The sequence below is a fragment of the Agrobacterium sp. RC10-4-1 genome, from assembly GCF_014138475.1.
In the GTDB taxonomy this organism is placed as follows: Bacteria; Pseudomonadota; Alphaproteobacteria; order Rhizobiales; family Rhizobiaceae; genus Agrobacterium; species Agrobacterium pusense.
Genome location: NZ_JACJIT010000007.1, coordinates 42,067 through 66,544, shown reverse-complemented (window position 1 = coordinate 66,544; position 24,478 = coordinate 42,067). Strand labels below are relative to the sequence as shown.

Below are 24,478 nucleotides of genomic sequence, written 5' to 3'. Positions count from 1 at the left end.
CTTGATCACTGGTGGTCACTCGGGGCCCATCGTCAGTTCGGCGACGAGGTCATAGGCGTCGCTGCGGTACAGCGCACGGGATATTTCCATAAGGCGCCCGCTTTCCAGATAGGCCATTCGCTGAACGGAAAGCGCTGCCGAGCCCGGCGGAACGCCAAGCAGCAGGGTTTCTTCATCGGTAAGGTTACGGGCAGAGATGCGCTGGATGGCGCGCACCGGGCGAATGCCACTTTTCTCAAGCTCAAGATAGAGCGAATTTTCGACCATTTGCGGGTCGGGCAGAATATCGCCTGGCAGGCTCGTGACTTCAAGCGCGATCGGCTGGTCATTGGCAAGGCGCAGACGGGTGAGCCGCGCCACCATGGCCGATTGTGAAAGGCCAAGCGCCATCATTTCGTCGCCGGTGGGGTGAAAGAGGCCTCTGTCCAGCCAGCGGGTGCTCGCCGTCATGCCACGCCGGCGCATGTCCTCCGTAAACGAAGTGAGCTTGGTCAGAGGCTGTTGCATGCGGGTGATCGGCTTGACGACAAAGGTACCGGAACCGTGCCGCCGGACGAGGAGGCCGTCGCGCACGAGGTCATCCACAGCCTTGCGCACCGTGACGCGGCTGACGCAGGCACTTTCCGCAATGTCGCGCTCTGGCGGCAAGGCATCGCCATGTTTCAGGCGGCCACCATTGATGGCGTCTTCAATCGTCTGGCGCAGCTTTAGGTAAAGCGGGCCGCCACCCGATTGCAGATCCTCCAGATTAAGCGCTGCCCCGTTCATCCATAACCTCTGTTACAATCCGATATGGCTGCTTCTGGCTATACCACACAAGTCGCGATCAGCAATACCAAAATAGAACCATTGGCGAACTCGTATTATTAATCGGAGCTTTTTTCGTTCTAATGCCTCAATTTAAGGCCTTATGATCGAAATTTCCGCATTAACCAAAAAAATTTTCTGATCATTGTAATTGCTCTAGACGATTGGCATTTTTTTGGTATTGTTTTGGCATCGGTTGTCGGTGAATAGCTGTTGCGCGTCCTGCCGGCCTGGAAGAATCGGTTTCATATCCGCGACTTGCCAGAGTAAATCGAATTTTGCTTGACCGTTTTGAAAACTAATTTCATCATGGTCGGAAATTATCGCAGATAACTGAATAGCCAGCGGAGAATTGGCTGAATCTGCGAAAATTATTTACTAATGAGCAGGGAACAAAGTTCATGAAGGTGGGAATTATCGGACTCGGATTCCGTCTCGGTTATCTGGGCTACGTTTTTCATGAGATCGACAAGGATTTCGAGATCGTCGGTTATGTCGATCCGGCGCCGGCGGGCTTGCCGGGTCTCAAGGAAAAGGGGATCTCGGCCGGCAAGGCTTACGACAGCCCCGAGGCCTTGATCGCCAATGAAAAATTCGATCTCCTGATGATCGGTTCGCCGAACCACATGCATCTCGACCATATCCGCATCGGTCTTGAGGCGGGTTGCACCATCTTCTCCGAAAAGCCGATCGTCGTCAGCATCGAGGAAAGCCTCGAACTTGCCCGGCTCCTCAACAAGCATGGTCACGAGCGGTTGCTGGTGGGTCTCGTTCTGCGATATTCGCCGCTTTACCGCGATCTGCGCGCCGCACAGGCTGAAGGTAAGCTTGGCGATGTCGTTTCCATCGAGGCTTCCGAGCATATTCCGCCCTATCACGGCGCATTCTTCATGCGCGACTGGCGGCGTTACGAGCACTATTCCGGCTCCTTCATGCTCGAAAAATGCTGCCACGATCTCGATCTCTACAATGGTGTTGTTGGCGCGCGACCCCGTTTCGTATCGAGCTTTGGCGGGCGCAAAAGCTTCACGCCGGCCAATGCGCCGCAGAATGATGGCATCAACGACATGGAGGTTTACCATCGCAAGCCGAGCGGCTGGATGGGATCCGACAAGGTTTTCGACAGCGACGGCGACATCATCGATTACCAGACGGCGATCGTCGAATATGAAAACGGCGCTTCGCTTGCTTTCCATACCAATCTCAACGTTCCCGATGATTTCCGCCGTTTCTGCGTCATCGGCGCCAAGGGCATGGCGGAGGGCGATTTCGTGCGCGGTTTTCTCAACGTGCATAATGCCCGCACCAATGAAAAGACCCTGGCCAAGACCTATTCGGCGGCAACCACGCTCTCGCAGCATTATGGTGCGGACGAGCAGATGGCGGAGGATGTCATCGCCCATGTCGTAGAGGGCGCGCCGCTTCCGGTTTCCGCGCTCGACGCAATCGAGGCCGGTATTCTGGCGCTTGCGATGGATGAAGCGCGTCATGGCCGCAAGGTGGTCGATCTGAAGCCGGTTTGGGAGGCATACGATCTGGCCCTGCATGGGCAGCCGAAATCCCCCGCCGTGAAAACGGCTTGAGGGGCGGCGCGATGGAAGCGAAACGCAGCGCTGTCGTCTTTGCCTGGCTCCTTCTTCTGCCGGCGCTTTTATACATCACGGTTATCGTTGCTTATCCGCTTGTCGATACCTTCATCCTCTCCTTTACCGATGCGTCGCTCAGAAAAACGACAAATTGGGTCGGCTTCATCAATTACGAGAAGATCTTCAACGCTACTTTTGCCGATGTCATCACGCGGACCTTTATCTGGACGTTCTTTTCCGTCTCGATAAAGATGATCATCGGCACCTTTGGTGCAGTGCTGCTGAACTCCGCCGTTCCCGGCCGGGCGCTGTTTCGCATCCTGACAATGCCGCCGTGGATCGTGCCGATGGCTATCGGCATCTTCATGTGGGGCTGGATGTATAACGGCCAGTTCGGCATGATTTCCGGCGTGCTGCAGAACCTCGGCCTGGTGGATGGTCCGGTCGCATTCCTCGCCTATGGCAGAACGGCATTCTGGGCAACGATCGTCACTGACGTCTGGATCGGCGTGCCGATGGTGACGCTCTATCTGCTGGCGGCCATCCAGGCCATCCCGCAGGATCTCTACGAGGCCGCTTGGACAGACGGGGCAAGCCGCCTCTACCGCTTCCGCCGCATCACGCTGCCGCTGATGCTGCCCGCGATGATTACCATGTCGATGATCTCGCTGATTTCGACCTTTAATTCCTTCGATATCATCTGGATCCTGACGCAGGGCGGACCGACCGGCCAGACCACGACCATGATCATCGACACGTACAAGACGGCGATCGGCTCTTACAAATATGGTGAGGGTGCCGCGCGCGCCGTGCTGATCTGCATCTTCCTGTCGATCTTCACCTATTTCTACTTCCGCATTACCAGCCGCATCTCGCAGGAGGCCAGCCGATGACCGACAAGAATGCGATGATCAACCGCTACAGGTGGTATGAAATTGTCGGGATTTATTGCGGTATCGCCGTGTTCCTGACCTTCGTGCTGGCGCCCTTCGTCGAAGGATTCCTGGTTTCGCTGAAACCGCTCAGCCTGCTGTTTTCCTCGCCCTACAAGTTCTGGCCGACAAACGGTTCCTTCGAGGCCTACCGCACGATGTGGGTCAGCGTTCCGGGCTTTGCCCGCTACGTCTTCAACTCGTTCTTCATTTCGACGATCTCCACGATCATCGTTCTGCTTCTGGTGGTGCCGGCGTCATATGCCTTCGCCCGGTTCCAGTTTCGCGGCCGCGGGCAATTGCTCGGTGCATTTCTGGCGATCAACATGTTCTCCGGCGCCGTGCTCCTGATCCCGCTTTACCGGCTGATGCGCAATATGGGTGTGCTGAACACCTATCTGGCGATGATCATTCCCGGAGCCGCTTTCCTGATCCCGACCGCGATCTGGCTTTTGCGCACCTATATGCTGCGTATCCCGCGGGAACTGGAAGAGGCGGCCTATGTGGATGGCGCAAGCTACTTCTACACCTTCCGTCGGGTGATCCTGCCGCTTGCGATGCCGGGTATCGCCGTGGTCTCCATCACAACCTTCATCGGCGCTTATGCGCAGCAGTTCATCTTCGCGCTCACCTTCAATTCCAAGACCGAATATATGCCGCTGCCCATCGGCCTCTTCGCCTATTTCGGTCGTCAGGAAGTCATCTGGAATGAGTTGATGGCGGCCAGCTTCGTCGGCATTGCGCCGGCCATGGTCGTGATCTTCTTCATGCAACGATATCTCGTCAGCGGGCTGACCGCCGGCGCGGTGAAATAAACAACAACCGGAACGACCACCAAAACGGGAGACTACCTATGGCACTGAAACATTACGGATTGGCGCTCTGCGCTTTCGCATTTGCCGGTTCCACTGCCCTTACCACGGTGACGGCGCACGCGGCCGACAAGGAGATCAGCTGGATCTATTGCGGCGACAAGATGGACCCGATCCACGAAAAATACATCAAGGAATGGGAAGGCAAGAACGAGGGCTGGAAGGTTGTGCCCGAGGTCGTCGGCTGGGCGCAGTGCCAGGACAAGGCGACAACGCTTGCCGCCGCCGGCACGCCCGTCGCCATGGCCTATGTCGGTTCGCGCACGCTGAAGCAGTTCGCGCAGAACGATCTGATCGTTCCGGTGCCGATGACCGAAGACGAAAAGAAGAGCTATTACCCCAACATCGTCGACACGGTGACGTTCGAGGACACGCAGTGGGGCGTTCCCGTCGCATTCTCGACCAAGGCGCTCTACTGGAACAAGGATCTGTTCAAGCAGGCTGGTCTCGATCCCGAAGTGCCGCCGAAGACATGGGCTGAAGAAATAGCCTTCGCCAAGCAGATCAAGGAAAAGACGGGAATTGCCGGTTACGGCCTCCCCGCCAAGACCTTCGACAATACCATGCACCAGTTCATGCATTGGGTTTATACCAACAACGGCAAGGTGATCGACGGCGACAAGGTCACGGTCGACAGCCCGCAGGTTGTCGCGGCGCTGAAGGCCTACAAGGACATCACGCCCTATTCCGTGGAAGGCCCAACGGCCTATGAGCAGAATGAAATCCGCGCCATCTTCCTCGATGGTAAGGTCGGCATGATCCAGGCCGGCTCGGGCGCCGCAACACGCCTGCAGGAAACCAAGATCAACTGGGGTATCGCGACCCTGCCGCTCGGCCCGGAAGCCAAGGGTCCCGGCACGCTGCTCATCACCGACAGCCTGGCGATCTTCAAGGGAACCGGGGTTGAAGAAAAGGCGACGGAATTTGCGAAGTTCATCACGTCGCCCGGCCCTCAGGGCGAATATGAGCTGCAGGGCGGCGCGGGCCTCACCCCGCTGCGTCCGTCTGCCAAGGTAGACGAATTCGTTGCGAAGGATCCCTTCTGGAAGCCGCTGATCGACGGTATCGCCTATGGTGGGCCGGAGCCGCTCTTCACGGACTACAAGGGTTTCCAGGACGTGATGATCGAGATGGTTCAGTCTGTCGTTACCGGCAAGGCAACGCCGGAAGATGCGGCAAAGAAGGCTTCTGGCGCTCTCGAGCAATATAAATAATCCGATTGCAACGGTTGCGGGCGTAATGCCCGCAACCGGTCCGTTTCGCCGTGAGATTGGTCGCCGCCCCCTGTGGCTGCTCTTTCTCGTGTTTTTCAACGGTTCCGGTCTGACGCGGTTTCCGCATCATTGTCCGGAACGTCTCTGAATGCGGCCAGATTTCGGCCGCTGACGGGAGAGGCAAGTCTTGGGTCAGCTTTATCTCAACAACGTCCGCAAGAACTATGGACATTTCGAAGTCATCAAGGGCGTTCAGCTCGACATCAGGGATGGCGAGTTCGTCGTTTTTGTCGGCCCCTCGGGATGCGGCAAATCCACTTTGCTGCGCATGATCGCCGGCCTTGAGGATATTTCCGGCGGCGACGTCGTCATCAACGGCGTGAAGGTCAATGAACTGCCGCCGGTCAAGCGTGGTATCGCCATGGTCTTCCAGTCCTATGCGCTCTATCCGCATATGACTGTTTTCGAAAACATCGCTTTTCCTTTGCGCGTCGAAAAGATGGAAGAGGGCAAGATCAAGGACAAGGTGGAGAGCGTTGCGAAGATTCTTCAGCTCGACCAGCGCCTGCAGCAGCGCCCCGGCATGTTGTCTGGCGGCCAGCGCCAGCGCGTTGCCATCGGTCGCGCCATCGTTCGTGAACCGAAGATATTCCTGTTCGATGAACCGCTTTCCAATCTTGATGCCGCCCTTCGCGCCGATATGCGCATCGAGCTCACCAATCTTCACAAGACGCTCAAGGCAACGATGATCTATGTCACACACGATCAGGTGGAGGCCATGACCATGGCGGACCGCATCGTTGTGCTGAATGCCGGCGAAATCGCCCAAGTGGGCGCGCCGCTCGAACTTTATCACAAGCCGGCGAACCTGTTCGTCGCGGGGTTCATCGGTAATCCGAAAATGAACTTCCTGAAGGTCACCTGCAAATCCGTCGGTCCCGAGGGTGTAACAGTGGCTTATGAGGGCCAGACGATCACCGTGCCGGTGGAACCTCGCGCTGCTCTGCAAGGCGCCCAGCTAACGCTTGGCATTCGCCCCGAACATACCGGCCTCGAGCCGGCGGACCTCAACATCAAGGTGGCTCCCAGTGTCATCGAGCGGCTCGGTGTGAACACGATTGCCTATGGCGTCGCGCCGACAGGTGAAAACTATTGCGCGCTGCTTTCCGGCTCCGCACCCGTGGTGGTGGACGAGCCCATCGTCACCGGCATCAAGGCATCGGATTGTCACCTGTTCGACGAAAGCGGCATTGCTCTCGAGCGGCGCGTCGATCTTTCCGTCCTCAAGCTGATACAATAACGGCTGGGAGTCGGGCCATGCACTCTGTCCTAACGCGCCCGGCTTTTCCTGATGCGATCGGTGTCCGGCGATTTTTGCCCGTCACCGGGCGAAAAAATAACGCCGGGCTTTTGGCCCGGCGTTCACTGAACTCCAGCATCTCCGTTGGATCACGGCATGGGGTTGGGCATGTAGCCGGTAAAGCCGCTGATCTTCCAGCGTCCTTCATGCAGCCGGCAGTAATAAAGCGTCTGCCACTTCATGACGTCGAAACCGCCATCGGCCCTGCGAATTCCGCCGTCGAATTTCTTGCGAACCAGCGCGGTTTCGCCTTCCACTTCAATTTCCTCAAGCGTGGTGGTGGTGAAGATCGCATGGCGTGGGTCTTCAGCAAATTGCTGGGTTTGGAAATCCTTCGCCTGCCGCAGCCACTCGTCGCGATAGGCGGCAAGGGAGGGGAAAGACAGGCGCCAGTTGTCAGGATTTGCATCCCGACTGGCATTGATGCCGAGGAAGCCGTCTTCAACGAAATCATCCGCTACCCTGGACCAGTCGGCTGCAAGGAAAGCGTCGATGTCCCGCGTTACCAGCATCTCCCAGATGGAATGGCGGGCGCTGTCGGTTTCGGCGAAGGGGTTTTGGAAGGGATCGCGCATGATTCTGGTCCGTTGTTGAAATTATTTTCAGGAATTGGAAATTTCCCTGGTGATTATTGTTGGCATATGCTCATCTTCCAATCAACAGAGAAAACCGTTTTCATTTTGAGGATGTCAGGCGTGTCTTCGGGAGGACGGAACAACGGCGGCTCCCGGCTTTATTCGGTTGACGGGCGGCCTGGATTAGGGTGCATCGGAAACGGGGCCAAGCCTTAAGTTTTGGCGGAACGGAGACCGGTGAGCATGGATATTTTCGCAAGAATACAGGAAGACAGGGGACAATTCTCGCAATCGGAGCGGCGGATTGCCGATATTCTGGTTTCGGATTTCGAATTCGCCGTCAATGCGTCGATCATTGAACTTGCCGCCCGCGCCGAAGTGTCTCCGCCGACGGTGACGCGGTTCTGCCGCCGGCTGGGCTGCCAGAGCTTTTCGGATTTCAAGGTCAGTCTCGCCAAGACGGCCTATGTCGGTATCCGGTACCTCACCTCCGAACCGTCCAGCACCGGCCCCTCGGACGTCGCGGAAGAGGTGCTTGCCAAGGCTCAGGAAGCACTTTTCCTGTTGCACAGGACGCTCGATCCTGCCCTTGCCGATGAAGCGGCGATCAAGATCGCCAATAGCGGCATGATCTATGCCTTCGGCGCGGGCGGCAATTCCTCAATGATCGCTTCGGAAATCCAGAACCGGCTTTTTCGCCTGGGTTTGCGTGTCTCCACCAGTGCCGATCACAGCATGCAGCTGATGATGACCGCCGCGGCCCGAAAGGAGGACGTGATTATTGGCTCCTCCTTTTCCGGCCGCAACATGGAGCTGGTGAAGTGTTTCAGGCTGGCTCGCGAGATGGGGGTTACCACCATCGCGCTTACCCAGAGCGACACGCCGCTTGCCGCGGCCGCGGATATGGTGGTGGGTGTCAACGTGCCCGAGGGTAACAATATCTTCCGCCCGACTTCATCGCGCTACGCCTATCTGGCCGCCGTTGACGTTCTGGCGACGCTTGCTGCTTATCACCACCGGCAAAGATCGATGGTGACGTTGCGTCACATCAAGCAGCAGCTCGTGGAGCATCGCGATTCGGATGACAAGCAATTGCTCGGCGACTGAAGGTGGGATGATGAAAACGTGGGCTGCTCGGCCCGAGACCCCGCAACAGGGATCGTGAAACTTCAAGGGAGTTGCAGGAGATGAAGGACAGGAAAGACCAGCTCGCCATCGTGACCGGCGCGGCAGGTGATATCGGGCGGGCGATTGCCGCGGCGCTTTCTGAAAGCCATGCGAAGGTGGTGCTGGTTGATATCGATGCTGAAGCCCTTTCCAATGCGCTTTCTCTGCTTTCCGGATCCGGTTTCGTTGCAAAAACCTGCGATGTCACCGATCCTGCAGATCTTTCGAGGCTGGCGGCTGACGTCGCGGAGCTGGGCGATGTCGCGACACTCGTCAACAATGCCGGTGCCGCGAGGGCTGTCAGTCTGCACGACACGACCGCCGAAATATGGCGGCAGGACAATGCCCTTAATCTCGAAGCACCGTTTCTCTGCTTTCGCGCTTTTGAAGACGCGCTGAAGCGGACACAGGGTTCCGTTGTCAATATTACGTCGGTCAACGGCATGTCGGTTTTTGGCCATCCAGCCTATAGTGCGGCGAAGGCCGGATTGATCCACCTGACGAAACTCATCGCCGTCGAATACGGGAAATTCGGTATCCGTTCCAACGCTGTCGCGCCGGGCACCGTGCGCACCCAGGCGTGGGAGGCGCGGGCCGCTGCCAATCCCCAGGTCTTCGAGGAGGCGAAGCGCTGGTATCCGCTGCAGCGCATCGTGAAACCCGAAGACGTGGCGAATGCGGTCGCCTTTCTGGCGGGACCGCAGGCGGCGGCCATCAGCGGCGTGTGCCTGCCGGTCGATTGCGGTCTCACGGCGGGGCAGGCGCCGCTGGCCCGCACTTTTTCGCAATCCGAACACTACTGACCGAGCCCTCTCATAGGGTCAAATGCGCAATAAAGGGGAGCATCATGGCGCTCGCAAACTATCGTCTCGAAAATTCATGGCATCCACTGGCGGAATCCGCATCCGGAGGCTTCACCTTCACGCTGATCAATCTTTCCCGAGAGCCGCTGAGGGATTTCCGTATCGTTTACACGTCGCTGACGCGGACGGTAGACAAGCCGGTTTGCGGCAATGCGGTTTATCTGCGCCGTAACGCCAATTTCCATGAATTCGCGCCGCCTGCCGGTTTCGTGCTGGAACCCGGCAAATCCTGGCGTTTCACCGTCGATGGGTTGCTGAGGCCCGCCCGGCATCGCACGGATGGTGCAAAATCCGCCTATATCAGCCTTGCCGACGGCACGCATCGCGCCGTTGATGTCGGGGACCTGATGTTGGACGGGCGTCACAGCGAGCCGGCGCCGGTGCTGCTTCCAGAAGGCAAGCTTGTTCTGCCTTTTGCCATCCAGCCCTGGCCTGCCGAAATCGATGCCGAGCCCGGCGACGGCTTTCCCGTCGCGCTCTTCCCGTCGGAAGATGCCAAGGCCGATGAAGTCCTTGCGGTGGAAACCGTGCTTTCGCTGTTCCGCAGGCTATTTACCGTCGGGCACGTGCCCTTCAGCCTCGCCCCTGTGCATGAGGGAAAGGCCCTGCACTTCAAACAGCATAGCGGACTGGAGGCGGAAGGTTATCGCCTTTCCTTTTCCTCTGACTTTGTTGTCGTGGAATACTCGGCCGCTGCCGGGCTGCAGTATGGCCTGACGGTTCTGGCGCAATTGCTGCATGGCGCGCGTCTCGATCCAAGGTTCCGTTTTCCCGCGTCCGGCACAATCAGCGATGCGCCGCGTTATAGCTGGCGCGGCTGCCACCTGGATGTCTCGCGGCAATTTTATCCGACGCAGGATGTCGTGCGGCTCATCGATATTCTTGCATGGCTGCGCATGAACCGCTTCCACTGGCATCTGACGGATGATGAGGCGTGGCGTCTTGAAATCAAGGCTTATCCGTTATTGACCACGGTCGGCGCCACACGCGGCCCGGATGCGCCGCTTCTGCCGCAGCTTGGCAACGGCGCGGAACCGGTCTCCGGTTATTATACCCAGGACGATGTGCGCATGGTCGTTGCCCATGCTGCGGCGCTGAATGTCGAAATCGTGCCGGAAGTCGATATTCCCGGCCATAGTACGGCTGCCCTCGTCGCCTATCCGGAACTGACGGACGGGCAGGAAGCCCCTGACAGCTATCGCTCCGTGCAGGGATATCCTAACAACGCGCTCAATCCGGCCATCGAACTCACTTACGAATTCCTCGGCAAGGTTTTCGACGAGATGGTGGAGCTGTTCCCGTCTCGGCTCATCCACATCGGCGGCGATGAGGTTGCGGACGGATCCTGGCTCGCCTCGCCACTCGCCAAGGAGCTGATGGAAAAGGAGGGACTGGATGGTACTTTCGGTATCCAGTCCTATTTTATGAAACGCATTCAGGCCATGTTGCACGAGCGCGGCCGTCAGCTGGCCGGCTGGGACGAGGTTTCGCACGGCGGCGGCGTCGACCCCGCGGGAACATTGCTGATGGCGTGGCAGAAGCCGGAGGTCGGCCTTGAACTCGCAAGGCAGGGTTACGATGTGGTGATGACCCCGGGGCAGGCCTATTATCTCGACATGGTTCAGGACGAAGCCTGGCAGGAGCCGGGTGCCAGCTGGGCCGGCACCGTTCCGCCTTCTCACACCTACTCTTATGAGGCGATCGGTGATTTTCCAGAGGAGTTGAAGGAGAGGATGAAGGGTGTTCAGGCCTGCATCTGGTCCGAACATTTCCTCAACCGCGCCTATTTCAACCATCTGGTCTTCCCGCGGCTACCGGCCATTGCCGAGGCGGCCTGGACACCGAAGGCGCAGAAGGACTGGTTGCGTTTTGCGGCCATCGTTCCCTTTAGTCCGGTGTATTGAGGGGAAGGCGACATGCGTATTGCCGTTGGTGGAATCCATACCGAGTGCAGCACCTACTCGCCGGTGTTGATGGGACAGGAGGATTTTCGCGTCTTTCGCGGCGCGGAGTTGCTGGAGGCCGAATATTTCAACTTTCTCGCCGAAGGCGGAGCGGAGGTGCTGCCGCTTCTGCACGCCCGGGCGGTGCCGGGCGGTCCGGTGTCGCGCCCGGCCTACGACGCTTTCAAGCGGGAATTCCTCGAGCGTCTGAAAGCCTCATTGCCCTTGGACGGACTTTATCTCGCCATGCATGGCGCGATGAATGTTGAAGGCATGGACGATGCGGAGGGCGACTGGATTTCAAGCGCCCGCACCGTGGTCGGACCGGATGTCGTCATCTCCGCGAGCTACGACCTGCACGGCAATGTCAGCCAGACGATCATCGATCAACTCGACATATTTGCCGGCTATCGAACTGCGCCGCATATCGATGTGCGGGAGACGATGGTGCGCGCCTGGACGATGTTGATCAGGGCCCTGGAGACAGGGACAAGACCCGGTATCGCATGGGCGAAAATCCCCGTTCTGCTGCCCGGCGAGAAGACTTCCACGGAAGACGAGCCGGCCAGGAGCCTTTATGCTTTCCTTCCTGATCATGACGCCCGCCCTGGCATCTGGGATGCGAATTTCATGATCGGCTACGTCTGGGCGGATGAACCGAGAGCGACCGCTTGCGCCGTGGTGACGGGAACGGATAAAGCGGCCGCACAGGCAATTGCGGCCGAGATCGCGCAATCCTACTGGGACGCCCGGCAGGATTTTCATTTCGGTCCCGTGACGGAGCCACTCGCGAAAATTCTGGATATTGCGGAAACGACGACCACCCGGCCGATCATTCTGGCGGACACGGGCGATAACCCCACTGGCGGCGGGGTGGGCGATCGCGCCGATGTTCTGGCGGCGCTGCTTGCGCGTGACTGGCAGGGGGCATTGCTGGGCGGCATTACTGACAGGCCTGCGGTGGAAGCCTGTTTTGCGGCGGGCGAAGGCGCGATCCTTTCCCTGAAGATCGGCGGAAGTCTTGATCCGAGGAGCCCGTCCGTCACCGTTGAAGCCGAGGTTGTGACACTGGACGATCCCGGTGCGGCAGATCAGCGGCAGGCTGTGATCGCCATCGGCGGAATCACGGTCATTCTGGCGGCTCGTCGCCGGCCCTATCACATGATTTCGGATTTCACCCGTCTTGGCTTCAATCCGAAGGACGTGCGGCTTCTGGTGGTGAAATCCGGTTACCTGTCGCCGGAGCTCGCGCCGATCGCCAATCCCAACCTCATGGCGTTGACGGAGGGGGTAATCAATCAGGATATTGAAAATCTTCCCAATCGCCGTCGGGAGGGCGATTTTTATCCCTGGAAGCCGCACTTCGATTATGTCCCGAATCCTGCCCTTTCGGTCCGCTGGCGATGACAACGGTCCGGTAGCTTCAATCCAGCGATCCGGCTTTGCCGGATCATCTCAGGCGAACATCCATGCCGTCGGCTCTTTCCATCGTCATCAACAATCCGTCGATCCGCATCGGGGCGCTCGCCATCCTGTTCTTCGGATTTTCGAATGCGGCGACCGCGCCCTATCAGGCGGTGATCGGCATTCGCGAAATCGGGCTCAGCAACACCGTCTATTCGCTGCTGATGCTGTTTGCCGCCGTCATCAATGTCAGCGCCAGTGTGCTGATGGGCATCGTCGCTGACAGGCTGGGTGAATATCGCAAGCCAATGCTCTATATTGCGCTGTTCGGTGTCAGCGGCTACCTGCTGGTGTATCTCGCCGGTAATGCCACTGCCTTTGTGGCCTCCAAACTCGTGCTTTTGCCAATTTTCGGCGCGATGAATTCGCTGATCTTTGCGCATGTGCGCGCCGACGCCCGCAATCTTTCGACGGGCGAGATGATCGCGGTGAATTCCATCATGCGGGCGACGATCTCGCTTTCCTGGGTGCTGGTGCCGGGGCTTGTGGGGGTGTTTCTGGTGAATTCCGGAAACATGCTGACCGCGTTCTTGTTCTCGGGCATATGCGCGCTCGTCTGTTTTCTGCTGGTGGCCTTCTGCCTGCCGCGCGCCGCCACGCCCGCCTCGGCCAATACCGAAGCGCGTTTTGGTCTGCGCGCCTCGCTTGGTGAAATCGGATCGCGTCGGGTGCTACTTCGGATCGTCGCCATCGCATTGATCTGCTCGATGCTGCATTTGAACGATTCCGTGCGCTCCCTCATCATTACCGGGCAGGCCAAGGGTACGGTGGCCGATATCGGCATCGTCGCCGGTATCGTCGCCGCGCTGGAAATCGTTTTCATCCTGCTGTGGGGCTGGATAGAAAAGAAGGTGCCCCAGACGCTGACGCTTGCCGCGGGCGCACTGCTTTACGCTGTTTACCTGATCCTGCAGGGGCTCGCATCGGCGCCGTGGCATATCTATGCCCAGACCGTCATCAGCGCACTGGGGGCGGCCGCGATCATCAGCATACCCATCACCTACCTGCAGGAACTGATCGCGGACCGGCCGGGCCTCGGCAGTTCGCTGATCGCCGTCAATATTTTTCTTGGAGCGGGTTTGGGCGCCCTGATTTTTGCCCTTGGCACGCTCGTCTCCAATTATTCGGGAACGTCGATCCTCGGGGCGATCGTCGGGATTGGCGGGGTTTATATGCTCTACGCCCTTGATGGGATCGGTCGCCGCAGGTAACCGCCATCGAATGAAAGAGGCTATGATGATTCTCGAGATTTGCGTGGACGATGTGGCCGGCCTGGAAGCCGCAGTGAGAGGCGGGGCAGACCGTATCGAACTTTGCGCGGCACTGTCCGGCGGCGGGGTCACCCCGTCTGTCGGCTTTATGCACCGCGCTGCGGCTTATGGGTTGCCCGTCAGCGTGATGATCAGGCCACGTGCCGGCGATTTCGTTTTCACGCGTGATGAAGCGGATGTGATGAAACGCGATATAGATGCGGCGCGCGCCGCGGGCCTTTCCGGCGTGGTGCTCGGTGCATCGCGCGAGGACGGCTCCCTCGATCTCCCGCTGCTCGAAGAGCTGCGTCGTCATGCCAACGGTCTGGATGTAACGCTTCACCGGGCTTTCGATGTCGTTCCCGCCATGGATGAAGCCCTCGAGGCCGCCGTTGCGCTGGGCTTTTCCAGAATTCTCACTTCCGGCGGCGCACGTTCAGCGCTGGAGGGGGTGGACACTCTGGCCCGCTTGTCGGAGGTCGCTGCCGGGCGGATCACCATCATGCCGGGTGCCGGCGTGCGTCCGCAAAGCGTGCAGACGCTGCTTGACCGGCTTCTAATCACCGAAATCCACGCATCCTGTTCCGCCGTTCCTCACTATGATCCGGAAAGCCGCGTGGCGAAGCTCGGTTTCACCGGGGCGGGGCGCAAAGTCACGGATGAGGCAGCGGTGCGTGAACTAAAGGCGATCCTTACCGCTCATCATAAAGCCGATGCAGCGTCCTAGCCGTCCCGGCGGCGCCATCGAGATTGAGGTGGACCGTACCGGGTGGCGGCAGGACGAGTGCCGCCTTGATCGCTTCGGCCATGGAGGCTGGCGAAATATCTTTCTCTTCCAGCACATGGGCAAGCCCAAGCCCGGCCAGCCGCTCCGCACGGGCGCTCTGTTCGGTTTCACCGCCGGCCGCGAAAGGGATGAGGAGCGAACGGCATTTTGCCTGAAGAATATCGCAGACGGTGTTGTAGCCGGCCTGTGATACCGAAAGGCGCGCGCCGGCGAGCAAGCTCGCGAAATCCTTGCGGAAGCGGAAAACGGAGATATTTTCCGGTGCCGCAGCCAATATCGCATCGAAATCCGCCTGTGGCATATTGGGACCGGTGACGAGACACCAGCTCTTGATACCGTCCAGCAGCAGCGCGGCCTCAAGGGCGGCCCGGACAAGGGCCGCACCGACAGCGCCGCCGCCGGCGGAGACCACAATATCGAATTTCTCGACCGGTTCCGGCGGTGGAAGCGGGGCCACCAGGCCGGTATAGACAATACGCTGACGTATCTCGCTGGCGAGGGGAAAGGTATCTTCCAGCCGGGCGAAATCCGGGTCGCCGTGCACGAGCACGGCGTCGAAATGTTTCTTTACCAGCGAGACGGTTTCTTCATCCCGGCCCGGCTTGGTTTTTTCCTGCAAAATATCTCGCAGTGACGCCATGACGAGCGGGCGCGGTTCGCTATCCTCGATCTCATCGAGAAGCGGAAGCAGTTCGAATCGCACCTGCCTGCGGCCGAAGGGAAAAGCCTCGATGATGACGATATCGGGTTTGGCGCCATGATAGGCACCGATCAGCATATCGGTCCTGAGCCTCTTGAAGTCGTCATCCACCGGTTTGCCGGAACTGTCGACCAGGCCGGTAAAACTGCCATCGCTGACGGCAATCGGCGGCAATTCGACATGACGGATGCCTTCACCCGGAAAACCCGGGACAGGCGTTCCGCCCGTCACCAGAACCACGTTGAAGCCATCCGCCTGAAGGGCATTGGCGATGCGGCTGGCGCGGGCTATATGGCCGATGCCAAGAAGATGCTGGACATAAAAGAAAACACAGGGCCGCTTTTCCATCTCGGTCATGGTGTCTTTTCCCATTCGGTCTCGAAGAGCGTCTTGAGTTCGGCAATGCTGGTGCGATGATCGAAGGCGGTGCGCACACGGTTTTCGGCGGCGCTGCCAAGTCGCTGGCGCAATTGCGGATCGGTAATAGCCAAGCGCAGGGCTTCTGCGAAGGCCGCTGGATTTTCCGGCTCTGTGAGCAGGCCGTTTTCACCACTGACGAAGAACTCCGGAATGCCCGATATGTTGGTGGAGATGCAGGTCATCGCCTGGCTCGCAGCCTCGACCAGCACGTTGGGAAGACCGTCGCGGTCGCCATCGCTGGTGATGCGGCAGGCAAGGGCAAAGAGGTCCGCTTGCCGGTAATTCTCCAGCACCTGCTTCTGGTCCATGGCTCCCGTCCAGACGACCCTGTCGGAGACGCCAAGTTCGTCCGCGAGTTTTTTCAGCGCAGCCAATTCGTCCCCGCCGCCGATATGGGTAAAGCGCCAATGGATATTGCGTGGCAGCGAGGCGAGCGCGCCCAACAGAATATCGATTCCCTTTTTCTTGACCGCACGGCCGACACTCAAAATCCTGACCGGATCCTCGGCATCTGAACCGTCTCTCGCCGGCCGCGGCGTGTCGAAATGCGGGAAACGCGTGAGATCGAGGCCATGATAACTCAGATGCACGTTCTGCCTCACCCCGGAAAGGGTCTGCAGATGCCGAAAGCCGCCGGCAGTGCAGGTCACGGCCCACCGGGCGCTTTGCAGCTTGGCGGCAAGGTCACGGTCGCTGGAGGTCCAGATGTCCTTGGCGTGGGCCGAAATCGTCCAGGGCGTGCCCGTGATGAGATGGGTATAGGCCGCGACTGAGGCGGGCGTATGAATGAAATGCACATGCAGCCACCCGGCATCCTCCGGCCATTCATTGGCCAGCACGGCCGCCTGACCGAAACGGCGAAAGCGGTTGCGGCTGAGATCATGGGGCAGGTCGCTGAGAAACTGGCGAAGCGCCTTGGTGAAGCCCGGCTTTTTGCGACATACCCACAGGGCTTTCAGCACACGCAGAGGTTCCTCATGCAGATACTCCGGCAGGTAGGTGACGGGCGCGCGGATCTCATCATGAACGGGATGGCGTTTCTTATCCGTCGGCCGGCGCATGGACATGAGTTCGAGCTTCAGCCCGGCCTTTTCAAGCCCCAGCAATTCCTGGGCGATAAAAGTCTCGGACAGGCGCGGATAGCCCTTGAGGAGCACCACGATTTTTTTTGCATCAGTCACGTTGCGCGCGTCTCTTCTGAACGTTGGTTGCCGAGGCCGGGTTACGCGCTGAGCGTGATCGGCGTCTTGTCGCCCTCGGGCGGCAGCCATTCGGCAATCCTGCGTGATATGTTTTCCAACCCGTCGAGCTTCAGCAGGCACGAATTGACGGATGGCGGCGCGCGGTGCGGCAGGGCTTTGAGGGCGGCCGCCATCTTGGCGGGGTTCTCGGCATCTTCCGGCAGGAGCATGTCGAAAAGACCCAGCTCCGATGCGCGGCTGGCGCGGATAAGCTGCTCCTCCCGCGGCACCGTGCGGGGCACGACGAGTGCGGGTTTGTCGAAGGACAATATTTCGCAGACGGTGTTATAGCCGCCCATGGAGACCACGGCCTGCGCACCAGCGACGAGATCTTCCATACGATTGTCGAATTCGATGATTTCGATGTGCGGTATATCGGCCACGCTGCTCATGAAGCGCTGGCGCTGATCCGCCGGCATATAAGGGCCGAGCACGACCAGCGCCTTGTGCGTCAGCTCCGGGTCATGTCGGTAGGCGTTGATGACGTCATCGATCAATTCACTGCCGTCGCCACCGCCGCCTGTGGTGATGAGAAGATAATCGCCTTCCGGCCGATGCGCCGCGGTCTCCGCCTGTGTCTTCGATCTCTGAAGAAAGCCCACGAAATCCATCTTGTCGCGCACCGCCTGCGGAACGTCGAGCCCTGTCAGCGGATCGTGGAAATCCGGCGGGCCATAGACCCAGACATGGTCATAGAACTGGCCGATCTTGGTCATGACGTTGTTGCGCTTCCACTCCGCCTCGAGCAGCTGCGGCGCATCCATGACATCACGCAGGCCGATGACGAGCTTGGTGCCCTGTCCCTTGAGATAAGCGAGTGTTTCCTCCACCTCGCCGCGAAGGCCCATGGGCTCCTTGTCGACGATGAAGATGTCAGGCTGGAAGCTTTCGGCGGTATGGTAGATGATGGACCGGCGCATCTTCAGCGTTTCCTGAAGATCGATATGCCTGTCCATCGAGGTGTATTCGCCATTGCGTAGCTTGATGACGCTCGGAATTTTCACGAAATCGACGCGGGCGCGATAATCGAAGGCACCGGCAATGGTAGCCCCTGAAATGATGAGGACGTTGAGACCGCGATAATCCTCCACCAGGGCATGCGCAATGGTGCGACACCGCCGCAGATGGCCGAGACCGAAGGAATCGTGGCTGTACATGAGAATGCGCGCGTCGTTCAAACGGGAGCTCATGGGCCACACCTCTTTTTGCCTTTCACGATGAAGGCGGCTTCGGAAGGGCAGTTTATCAAGGTGTATTCCATTTTATCTGAAGGGGTCCGCAGCATCACGTAGTCCGTCACCGAAGAAATTAAAGGCCAGAATGACGAGAACGACAGGGATCGTCGGAATGAGAAGCCAGGGATATAGCGCAATGACGCTGACGCTGCGCGCCTCCGTGAGCAGAATTCCCCAACTTGTGATCGGGGGGCGCAGGCCGAGGCCCAGGAAGCTGAGCGCTGTTTCGCCAAGGATCATGCCCGGTATCGTCAGGGTGGCCGAGGCGATAAGATGGGACATGAAGCCCGGAATAAGATGTCGGCCAATGATACGCGGTGTGCCCGCTCCCATCAATTGCGCAGCCAAAACATAGTCTTCCTCGCGCAACGCCAGTAGCTTTGAACGCACGGCGCGCGCTAGCCCGGTCCAGTCCAGCATGCCGAGAATGATGGTGATGCCGAGATAAACGAGGATCGGACTCCAGGTCACCGGCATGATGGCCGCGAGCGCCAGCCACAGCGGAATGCTGGGAATGGATTGCAGGACCTCGATGATGCGCTGGACAATCAGGTCAAACGTGCCGCCGCGATATCCCGCCAGGCCACCGATCACAATCCCGAGAACGAAGCTCATGGCGACGCCGAGGAGGCCGATGGTCAGTGAAATGCGCGCGCCGTAGATGATACGGGACAGCACGTCACGCCCGAGGCGGTCGGTGCCGAGAAGAAACATTTCACCGCCTTCTGCCGGGCAAACGAGATGGGTTCTGCCCTCGAACATGCCCCAGAAACGATAGGTGTCACCCTTGCAGAAGAAACGCAGCGGCTGGATATCGGTCGGCACGTCCCGGTAGACACGCCTCAGATTTTCCATGTCGAGCGTCATTTCACGGCCATACACGAAGGGGCCGACAAATTTCCCGTCATTGAAGAGGTGGATGGCCTGGGGCGGGGCGTATATGTGTTCGATATTGCGTGTGTGGAGATTATAGGGGGCGAGGAACTCGCAGATCAGAATAGAAAGGTAAAGCACCACCAGAAAGGCGCCGGACCACACCGCGATCTTGTGCTGGCGGAACTGCCACCACATGAGCTTCAACTGCGAAGCTTTGCTGAAGGCCGCCATGCCAGACGTGTTGGGTTCGATCAGCGACGGGTCGAAGGGCGCGGTCGAGACATAGTGCGGCAGGGCTTCGCCGGGATTCGGAATGGATGAAGTCATTTGACGTTACCACCTCCGAAGCGGATTCTCGGATCGAGTATGGCAAGGGCGATATCCGACACCAGAACGCCGATCACCGTCAGGAACGCAAGGAACATCAGGAACGAACCCGCCAGATACATGTCCTGGCTTTGCAACGCCCGGATGAGCATGGGGCCGGTGGTCTCGAGCGACAGGACGACGGCGGTAATTTCCGCGCCCGATATGATGGCAGGCAGGATTGAGCCGATATCCGAGATGAAAAAATTCAGGGCCATGCGCAGCGGATATTTGGTCAATACCCTGAAAGGGTGCAGGCCCTTGGCGCGGGCGGTGACCACATATTGCTTCTGTAATTCATCCAGAAGGTTGGCGCGCAGGCGGCGGATCATGCCGGCCGTGCCCGCCGTTCCGATGATGAGAACGGGAATCCAGATATGCTCAAGGATCGACTTGAACTTCGCCCAGCTCATCGCCTGGTTCAGATATTCCCGGTCCATCAGATGGCCTATGGAGATGCCGAACCATATGTTGGCGAAGTACATCAGAATCAATGCCAGCATGAAGTTGGGGATGGCGATGCCGAGCAGGCCGAGGAAGGTGAGCCCGTAATCGCCCCAGCTGTATTTATGTGTGGCGGAATAAATGCCGATTGGAAAAGCCAGCAGCCAGGTAACAATGATGGTGACGAAGGAAACCAGAACCGTCAGCCACAGGCGATCTCCCACCACGTCGCTCACGGGTAGCTGATATTCGAAGGAATAACCGAAATCGCCGACAAGCATGCCGGTCGCCCAGCGGAAATAGCGGATCGGGGCGGGCTGATCGAAGCCGTAACGGACGCGCAGTTCCTCGATTTCGGCAAGATTTGCCGTTTCGCCCATGGCGCGCAGCTCAGCGACATAGCTTTCGAAATAATCGCCCGGGGGCAGTTCGATGATGGTGAAAACCAGCATCGAGATCAGGATGAGCGTCGGGATCATGACGAGGACGCGCTTCAGAATATACCGCAGCATATCAGGCGTCTCCGTCGTACCAGAAGCTATCCGGCATGTAGACGCCGAGATAGGAAGTGGGTTCATAACCGAAAAGCGCCTTTTCCGGCACGTTCCGCATGCGCTTGACATGGACGACGGGCTGCAGCGCGCCGTTGACGATGCCGATGGAAAATACCTGCTGCGTATAGACGCCAAGCATTTCCAGCCAGATTGCCTGACGTTCTTCCTCGGTGACGCTTCGACGCCATTTTTTCAGAAGATCAAGCAAATGGGCCGCTTCCGGCAGATCGGGCTCTTTGCCTTCACGGCCGCCGGATAGATAGTGAATCCCCCAGACCGGCCATTGCAACTGGTCGTCACCGGTGGGGGCAAGGCCGGAAGGCAGCATGTCGGCCGTTGGCACGCCGTTGTCCATACCCATCCACACCGACATCAGTACTTCTCCGCCCATGGCGCGCTTGCGGAAAACATCGCGCTGGGTGGGGCGGACAGAAACGGCAATGCCGATATGTCGCCAGTGATCCGTCACCAGCTCCATCACGTCTGTTTCGAGCGTGCTTTCGCCTGTCGTCTCGACAATGATATAGGCGGGTCGACCATCAGGCAGGAGCCGAAGGCCGGCATTGTCGCGCTTGTCGAGACCCGCTTCATCGAGCAGCCTGTTGGCCGTTGCGCGATCGAAAGCGCTCCAGGCGTCCGCAAATTCCTGCCGGTAAAGCGGGCTTTCCGGCAGTACGGTATCTGCGCTTTCCTTCGCGAGCCCGTAAAAACAGACCATGTTGATTTCGTGCCGGTTGATCGCGAGCGAGAGCGCGCGGCGCACACGCACATCCTGGAAAGCGCTGCGCCAGACCGGGTCGGCGCAATTGAGATTTGGCAGCAGCGCGATGCGCGAGCCCTGGGAGCGCTTGTAGAGGTTAACTTTCAGGGGGAAGCGCTTTTCAGCATCCTTCAGGAAAGTGTAATCAGCGAAATCGAGGCCGAAATATTGCAGGTCGCTATCGCCCGACGCCGTCTTGGCCGAGATGATGTCCGACGAGGTGACGTTGAGCAGGAAGCGGTCGAGATAGGGCAGTTGCAGGCCGTTTTCATCGACGCGGTGATAATAGGGGTTGCGTTCGAACACGAACTGTTCGGCCGGCGGCGCGGTGGTGTTACGCCAGGCATCGAGCGTTGGCAGATCCGGATTTTCGGGGCGCACCTGCCGCGACATCTTGATATGCAGCCCGCTCCAGTCGTCTGTCTTGTTTTTCTTGATCAGCTTGGCGAGCTTTTCCGCCGTCTGATATTTGATGTGGAACTGTTTCATATAGGCGGCAGGCAAGAACAGCCGCGCCGGCGAGGCGGCCGCCAGTTTCGCCAGAAAATCCGGATTGGGGCCGTCCCAGGTGTATCGCACGGTCAGCCGGTCAACGACCTCGATCTGGGGCGGTTTGCCATTGACCAGAAGCTCGATCGGCGGACCGCCCTTGTGGATTTCCTTATTGAGGGCAACATCTTCCCAGAAATAGCGGAAATCCTCTGACGTGAAATCACTGCCATCGGACCACTTATGGCCTTCGCGCAGCCTGAAGGTGAAGATGCGTTCTTCCTGTACGTCGTAGCTTTCCAGAATATCCGGATGAAGCTCGAATTTTTCGTCGTAACCGACAAGGCGGGCATAGCTGCTGATCGGCATCAGGCGAATGTCGCGCTGGCCGCCAATGAGCATACGTACCGAGCCGCCATGTTTCCCCGGCTCTCGGTCAAGTGCCTTCATGTCGATGACGCGCGGGTTTTTCGGCAGGCGCTCGGCGATGTCGGGCAATTCGCCCTTTTCGCGCTTTTCCTTGAAATAGGTGGGGTCGGTATAGGAGGCCCGCGCATAAGCCGGCACAAAGACGGAGGCCAAGAGAGCGAGAGCGGTGCGACGCGTGATCAAGGGCGAAGCTCCCGCATGTCGGCATTGCCGTTCGCAAGTACGAAATGGCCTTCCCCAAGATCGGCCGATACCATCTCGCCGTCCCCCTCGTCGCGGAACTGTTTGCCCCAGTCGAATTTGCCCGTCGCGCTGATCTTGCCGATGGTGCGGAAATCGAGCGGACGGTCGAGATCGGGGAAAGGCACGGCGGCCAGCAGGGATTTCGTATAGGGATGCACCGGAGCGCGCATCAGGATTTCCCGTGGCGCCAGCTCCACGATGCGGCCCTCGCACATGACCGCCACGCGATCGGCCATATAATCCACCACCGCAAGATTATGCGAGATGAAGAGGTAGGTAAGCCCGAGATCCTGCTGCAAATCTTTCAGCAGATTGAGAATTTGCGCCTGCACGGAAACATCGAGAGCGGAGACGGGTTCGTCGCAGATCAGCAGTTCCGGGCCAAGCGCGAGGGCTCTTGCAATGCCGATACGTTGTCTTTGCCCGCCCGAAAAACTGTGCGGATAACGGTTCAGCGCGCTTTCCCCAAGCCCGATGGCCCTGACGAGATTGCGCACTTTTTCGGAGCGATATTTCGCATCACCCCGACCGTGGATTTCCAGCGGCTCGCTCAGGATGTTTCCCACGGTCATGCGCGGCGATAGCGACGATATCGGGTCCTGAAAGACCATCTGTATCTTCGACCGGAGCTCTTTCAGGTCATCGTCCCGGGCGTTGAGGACATCGATATCGCCCTGCGGACGGTGGAAGGTGACGGAACCCTGATCCGGACGAACGGCGCGCATGAGGATTTTGCTGACGGTTGTCTTGCCGCTGCCGCTTTCGCCGACCAGTCCCAGACATTCTCCACGACGGATCTCAAAGCTGACGCTGTTTACCGCTTTGGTTGCGCTGGCGTCACCTTTGCGGAACCAGCTCGATTTGCGCGTCGTGAACGTCTTGCTGATATTGTCCACGGTCAAAAGCGGACCAGGGGTTTTGTTGACCGTCGCGGTCTTCTTGCCCACCAGGCTTTCATGGTCGACGTTGATTTCGCGTAGCGCCTTCAGCCGCTCGCCCGGCTTCATGTCGAAATGCGGAACGGCTGCCATCAAACCCTTGAGATAGGGATGGGCTGGCGATTTGAAGATATCATCGACCGTGCCGGCTTCCATGATCTCGCCCTGATAGATCACGGCAACCTCATCTGCAATGTTCGCCACCACGCCGAGGTCATGGGTGATGAGCAGCATGCTCATATTCAGCCTGCTCTGCAGGTCACGCAGCAGCTTGAGGATTTGCGCCTGAATGGTCACATCAAGCGCCGTCGTGGGTTCGTCGGCGATCAGAAGCGCGGGACGACAGATCAGCGCCATGGCGATCATGGCGCGCTGGCGCATGCCGCCTGAAAGCTCGAAAGGATACATGTTCACGACCTTCTTCGGGTTCGAAAACCCGACGAGATCGAGTGTCTCATACATTTTTTCCGCACGTTCCGCCGGCGAAAGGATGCTGTGGATTCTGAGCGCCTCGTCAATCTGGTTGCCGATGGTGTGCAGCGGCGAAAACGAGGTCATGGGCTCCTGAAAGATCAGCCCGATGCGGTTGCCACGGATGGCGCGGATTTCGCGGCCGTCTTTGGGCAATTGCAAAAGATCGACGGGACCGCCCGCAGTGTTTTCCGGATCGGTGAACAGCACGCGGCCATTCACACGAGCGGTCTTGGGATGGATGCCCATGATCGTCTGGCCAATGACGGATTTTCCGGAGCCGGATTCACCGACCAATGCGGTTACTTTTCCCGGAAGAATGCGGAGGCTCGCCCCCCTGACTGCATCGATCGTTCCACCCATGAGAGAAAACGAGACCTGCAGATTTTCGATACGGAGCAAATCTGCGCCTGCGCTCATGCCAAAGGGTTCCTTGCCGCCTCTTTATCGTTGCCTTGTGACAATTGCTCGGGAGGGCTTAAAGCAACGTTA

At 58.8% G+C, this 24,478-nt stretch carries 20 protein-coding genes; 11 read left to right on the top strand and 9 right to left on the bottom strand.

Features of this window, described 5'->3' with window-relative positions; genetic code table 11:
- Positions 1–15 precede the first annotated feature (15 nt).
- Positions 16–768, bottom strand: a complete 753-nt coding sequence (locus FHW77_RS19090) for a GntR family transcriptional regulator (protein ID WP_004443733.1) — start codon at positions 766–768, stop codon at positions 16–18.
- 440 nt (positions 769–1,208) lie between these two features.
- On the opposite strand from FHW77_RS19090, the gene FHW77_RS19085 reads away from it, so the two are divergent.
- The 5 genes from FHW77_RS19085 to FHW77_RS19065 all read left to right on the top strand — a co-directional run bounded on the left by FHW77_RS19085 (position 1,209) and on the right by FHW77_RS19065 (position 6,711).
- A complete protein-coding gene (locus FHW77_RS19085; protein ID WP_004443731.1) occupies positions 1,209–2,390 on the top strand; it encodes a Gfo/Idh/MocA family protein in 1,182 nt (393 codons plus the stop codon).
- Positions 2,391–2,401: 11 nt separating this feature from the next.
- The gene (locus tag FHW77_RS19080; RefSeq protein WP_004443728.1) at positions 2,402–3,286 is read left to right on the top strand and encodes a carbohydrate ABC transporter permease; all 885 of its coding nucleotides are present in this window, start codon (positions 2,402–2,404) and stop codon (positions 3,284–3,286) included.
- On the top strand, positions 3,283–4,140 hold the full coding sequence (locus FHW77_RS19075) for a carbohydrate ABC transporter permease (protein WP_004443724.1): 858 nt from the start codon (positions 3,283–3,285) through the stop codon (positions 4,138–4,140). Before FHW77_RS19080 ends, FHW77_RS19075 begins: the two co-directional genes overlap by 4 nt.
- A gap of 38 nt (positions 4,141–4,178) precedes the next feature.
- Positions 4,179–5,411 (top strand): ABC transporter substrate-binding protein, encoded by a 1,233-nt coding sequence (locus FHW77_RS19070; protein ID WP_004443722.1) that lies wholly within the window; start codon positions 4,179–4,181, stop codon positions 5,409–5,411.
- 187 nt (positions 5,412–5,598) lie between these two features.
- Positions 5,599–6,711 (top strand): ABC transporter ATP-binding protein, encoded by a 1,113-nt coding sequence (locus FHW77_RS19065; protein ID WP_004443721.1) that lies wholly within the window; start codon positions 5,599–5,601, stop codon positions 6,709–6,711.
- A gap of 149 nt (positions 6,712–6,860) precedes the next feature.
- Here FHW77_RS19065 and FHW77_RS19060 read toward each other — a convergent pair whose 3' ends face one another.
- Entirely contained in the window at positions 6,861–7,346 is a 486-nt protein-coding gene (locus FHW77_RS19060) for a hypothetical protein (protein ID WP_004443720.1), read from the bottom strand.
- A gap of 243 nt (positions 7,347–7,589) precedes the next feature.
- Here FHW77_RS19060 and FHW77_RS19055 point away from each other — a divergent pair, with 243 nt between their 5' ends.
- The 6 genes from FHW77_RS19055 to FHW77_RS19030 all read left to right on the top strand — a co-directional run bounded on the left by FHW77_RS19055 (position 7,590) and on the right by FHW77_RS19030 (position 14,760).
- The gene (locus tag FHW77_RS19055) at positions 7,590–8,453 is read left to right on the top strand and encodes a MurR/RpiR family transcriptional regulator (protein WP_004443719.1); all 864 of its coding nucleotides are present in this window, start codon (positions 7,590–7,592) and stop codon (positions 8,451–8,453) included.
- An 80-nt stretch (positions 8,454–8,533) separates the two neighbouring features.
- Positions 8,534–9,316, top strand: coding sequence for an SDR family oxidoreductase (locus tag FHW77_RS19050; RefSeq protein WP_004443718.1), 783 nt, complete (start codon positions 8,534–8,536; stop codon positions 9,314–9,316).
- A gap of 44 nt (positions 9,317–9,360) precedes the next feature.
- A complete protein-coding gene (locus FHW77_RS19045; protein WP_004443717.1) occupies positions 9,361–11,280 on the top strand; it encodes a beta-N-acetylhexosaminidase in 1,920 nt (639 codons plus the stop codon).
- A 12-nt stretch (positions 11,281–11,292) separates the two neighbouring features.
- Positions 11,293–12,726, top strand: coding sequence for a M81 family metallopeptidase (locus FHW77_RS19040; protein WP_004443714.1), 1,434 nt, complete (start codon positions 11,293–11,295; stop codon positions 12,724–12,726).
- 62 nt (positions 12,727–12,788) lie between these two features.
- Positions 12,789–13,994, top strand: coding sequence for an MFS transporter (locus FHW77_RS19035; protein ID WP_004443711.1), 1,206 nt, complete (start codon positions 12,789–12,791; stop codon positions 13,992–13,994).
- 25 nt (positions 13,995–14,019) lie between these two features.
- Complete coding sequence (locus FHW77_RS19030) at positions 14,020–14,760, top strand: copper homeostasis protein CutC (RefSeq protein WP_004443708.1); 741 nt, start codon at positions 14,020–14,022, stop codon at positions 14,758–14,760.
- On the opposite strand, the gene FHW77_RS19025 is transcribed toward FHW77_RS19030, so the two are convergent.
- The 7 genes from FHW77_RS19025 to FHW77_RS18995 all read right to left on the bottom strand — a co-directional run bounded on the left by FHW77_RS19025 (position 14,726) and on the right by FHW77_RS18995 (position 24,406).
- Entirely contained in the window at positions 14,726–15,877 is a 1,152-nt protein-coding gene (locus tag FHW77_RS19025) for a glycosyltransferase family protein (protein ID WP_004443706.1), read from the bottom strand. The two genes, FHW77_RS19030 and FHW77_RS19025, sit on opposite strands and share 35 nt — an antisense overlap.
- Positions 15,874–17,121, bottom strand: coding sequence for a glycosyltransferase family 4 protein (locus tag FHW77_RS19020; RefSeq protein ID WP_004443705.1), 1,248 nt, complete (start codon positions 17,119–17,121; stop codon positions 15,874–15,876). Before FHW77_RS19020 ends, FHW77_RS19025 begins: the two co-directional genes overlap by 4 nt.
- Positions 17,122–17,162: 41 nt before the next feature.
- Complete coding sequence (locus FHW77_RS19015; RefSeq protein WP_004443703.1) at positions 17,163–18,371, bottom strand: glycosyltransferase family protein; 1,209 nt, start codon at positions 18,369–18,371, stop codon at positions 17,163–17,165.
- Between the two features lie 72 nt (positions 18,372–18,443).
- Entirely contained in the window at positions 18,444–19,619 is a 1,176-nt protein-coding gene (locus tag FHW77_RS19010; RefSeq protein ID WP_004443701.1) for an ABC transporter permease, read from the bottom strand.
- Complete coding sequence (locus FHW77_RS19005; protein WP_004443698.1) at positions 19,616–20,614, bottom strand: ABC transporter permease; 999 nt, start codon at positions 20,612–20,614, stop codon at positions 19,616–19,618. The genes FHW77_RS19010 and FHW77_RS19005 overlap by 4 nt, the downstream gene beginning before the upstream one ends.
- Position 20,615: 1 nt before the next feature.
- Positions 20,616–22,517, bottom strand: coding sequence for an ABC transporter substrate-binding protein (locus tag FHW77_RS19000; protein WP_004443696.1), 1,902 nt, complete (start codon positions 22,515–22,517; stop codon positions 20,616–20,618).
- Entirely contained in the window at positions 22,514–24,406 is a 1,893-nt protein-coding gene (locus FHW77_RS18995; RefSeq protein ID WP_004443693.1) for an ABC transporter ATP-binding protein, read from the bottom strand. Before FHW77_RS18995 ends, FHW77_RS19000 begins: the two co-directional genes overlap by 4 nt.
- Between the last annotated feature and the right edge of the window lie 72 nt (positions 24,407–24,478).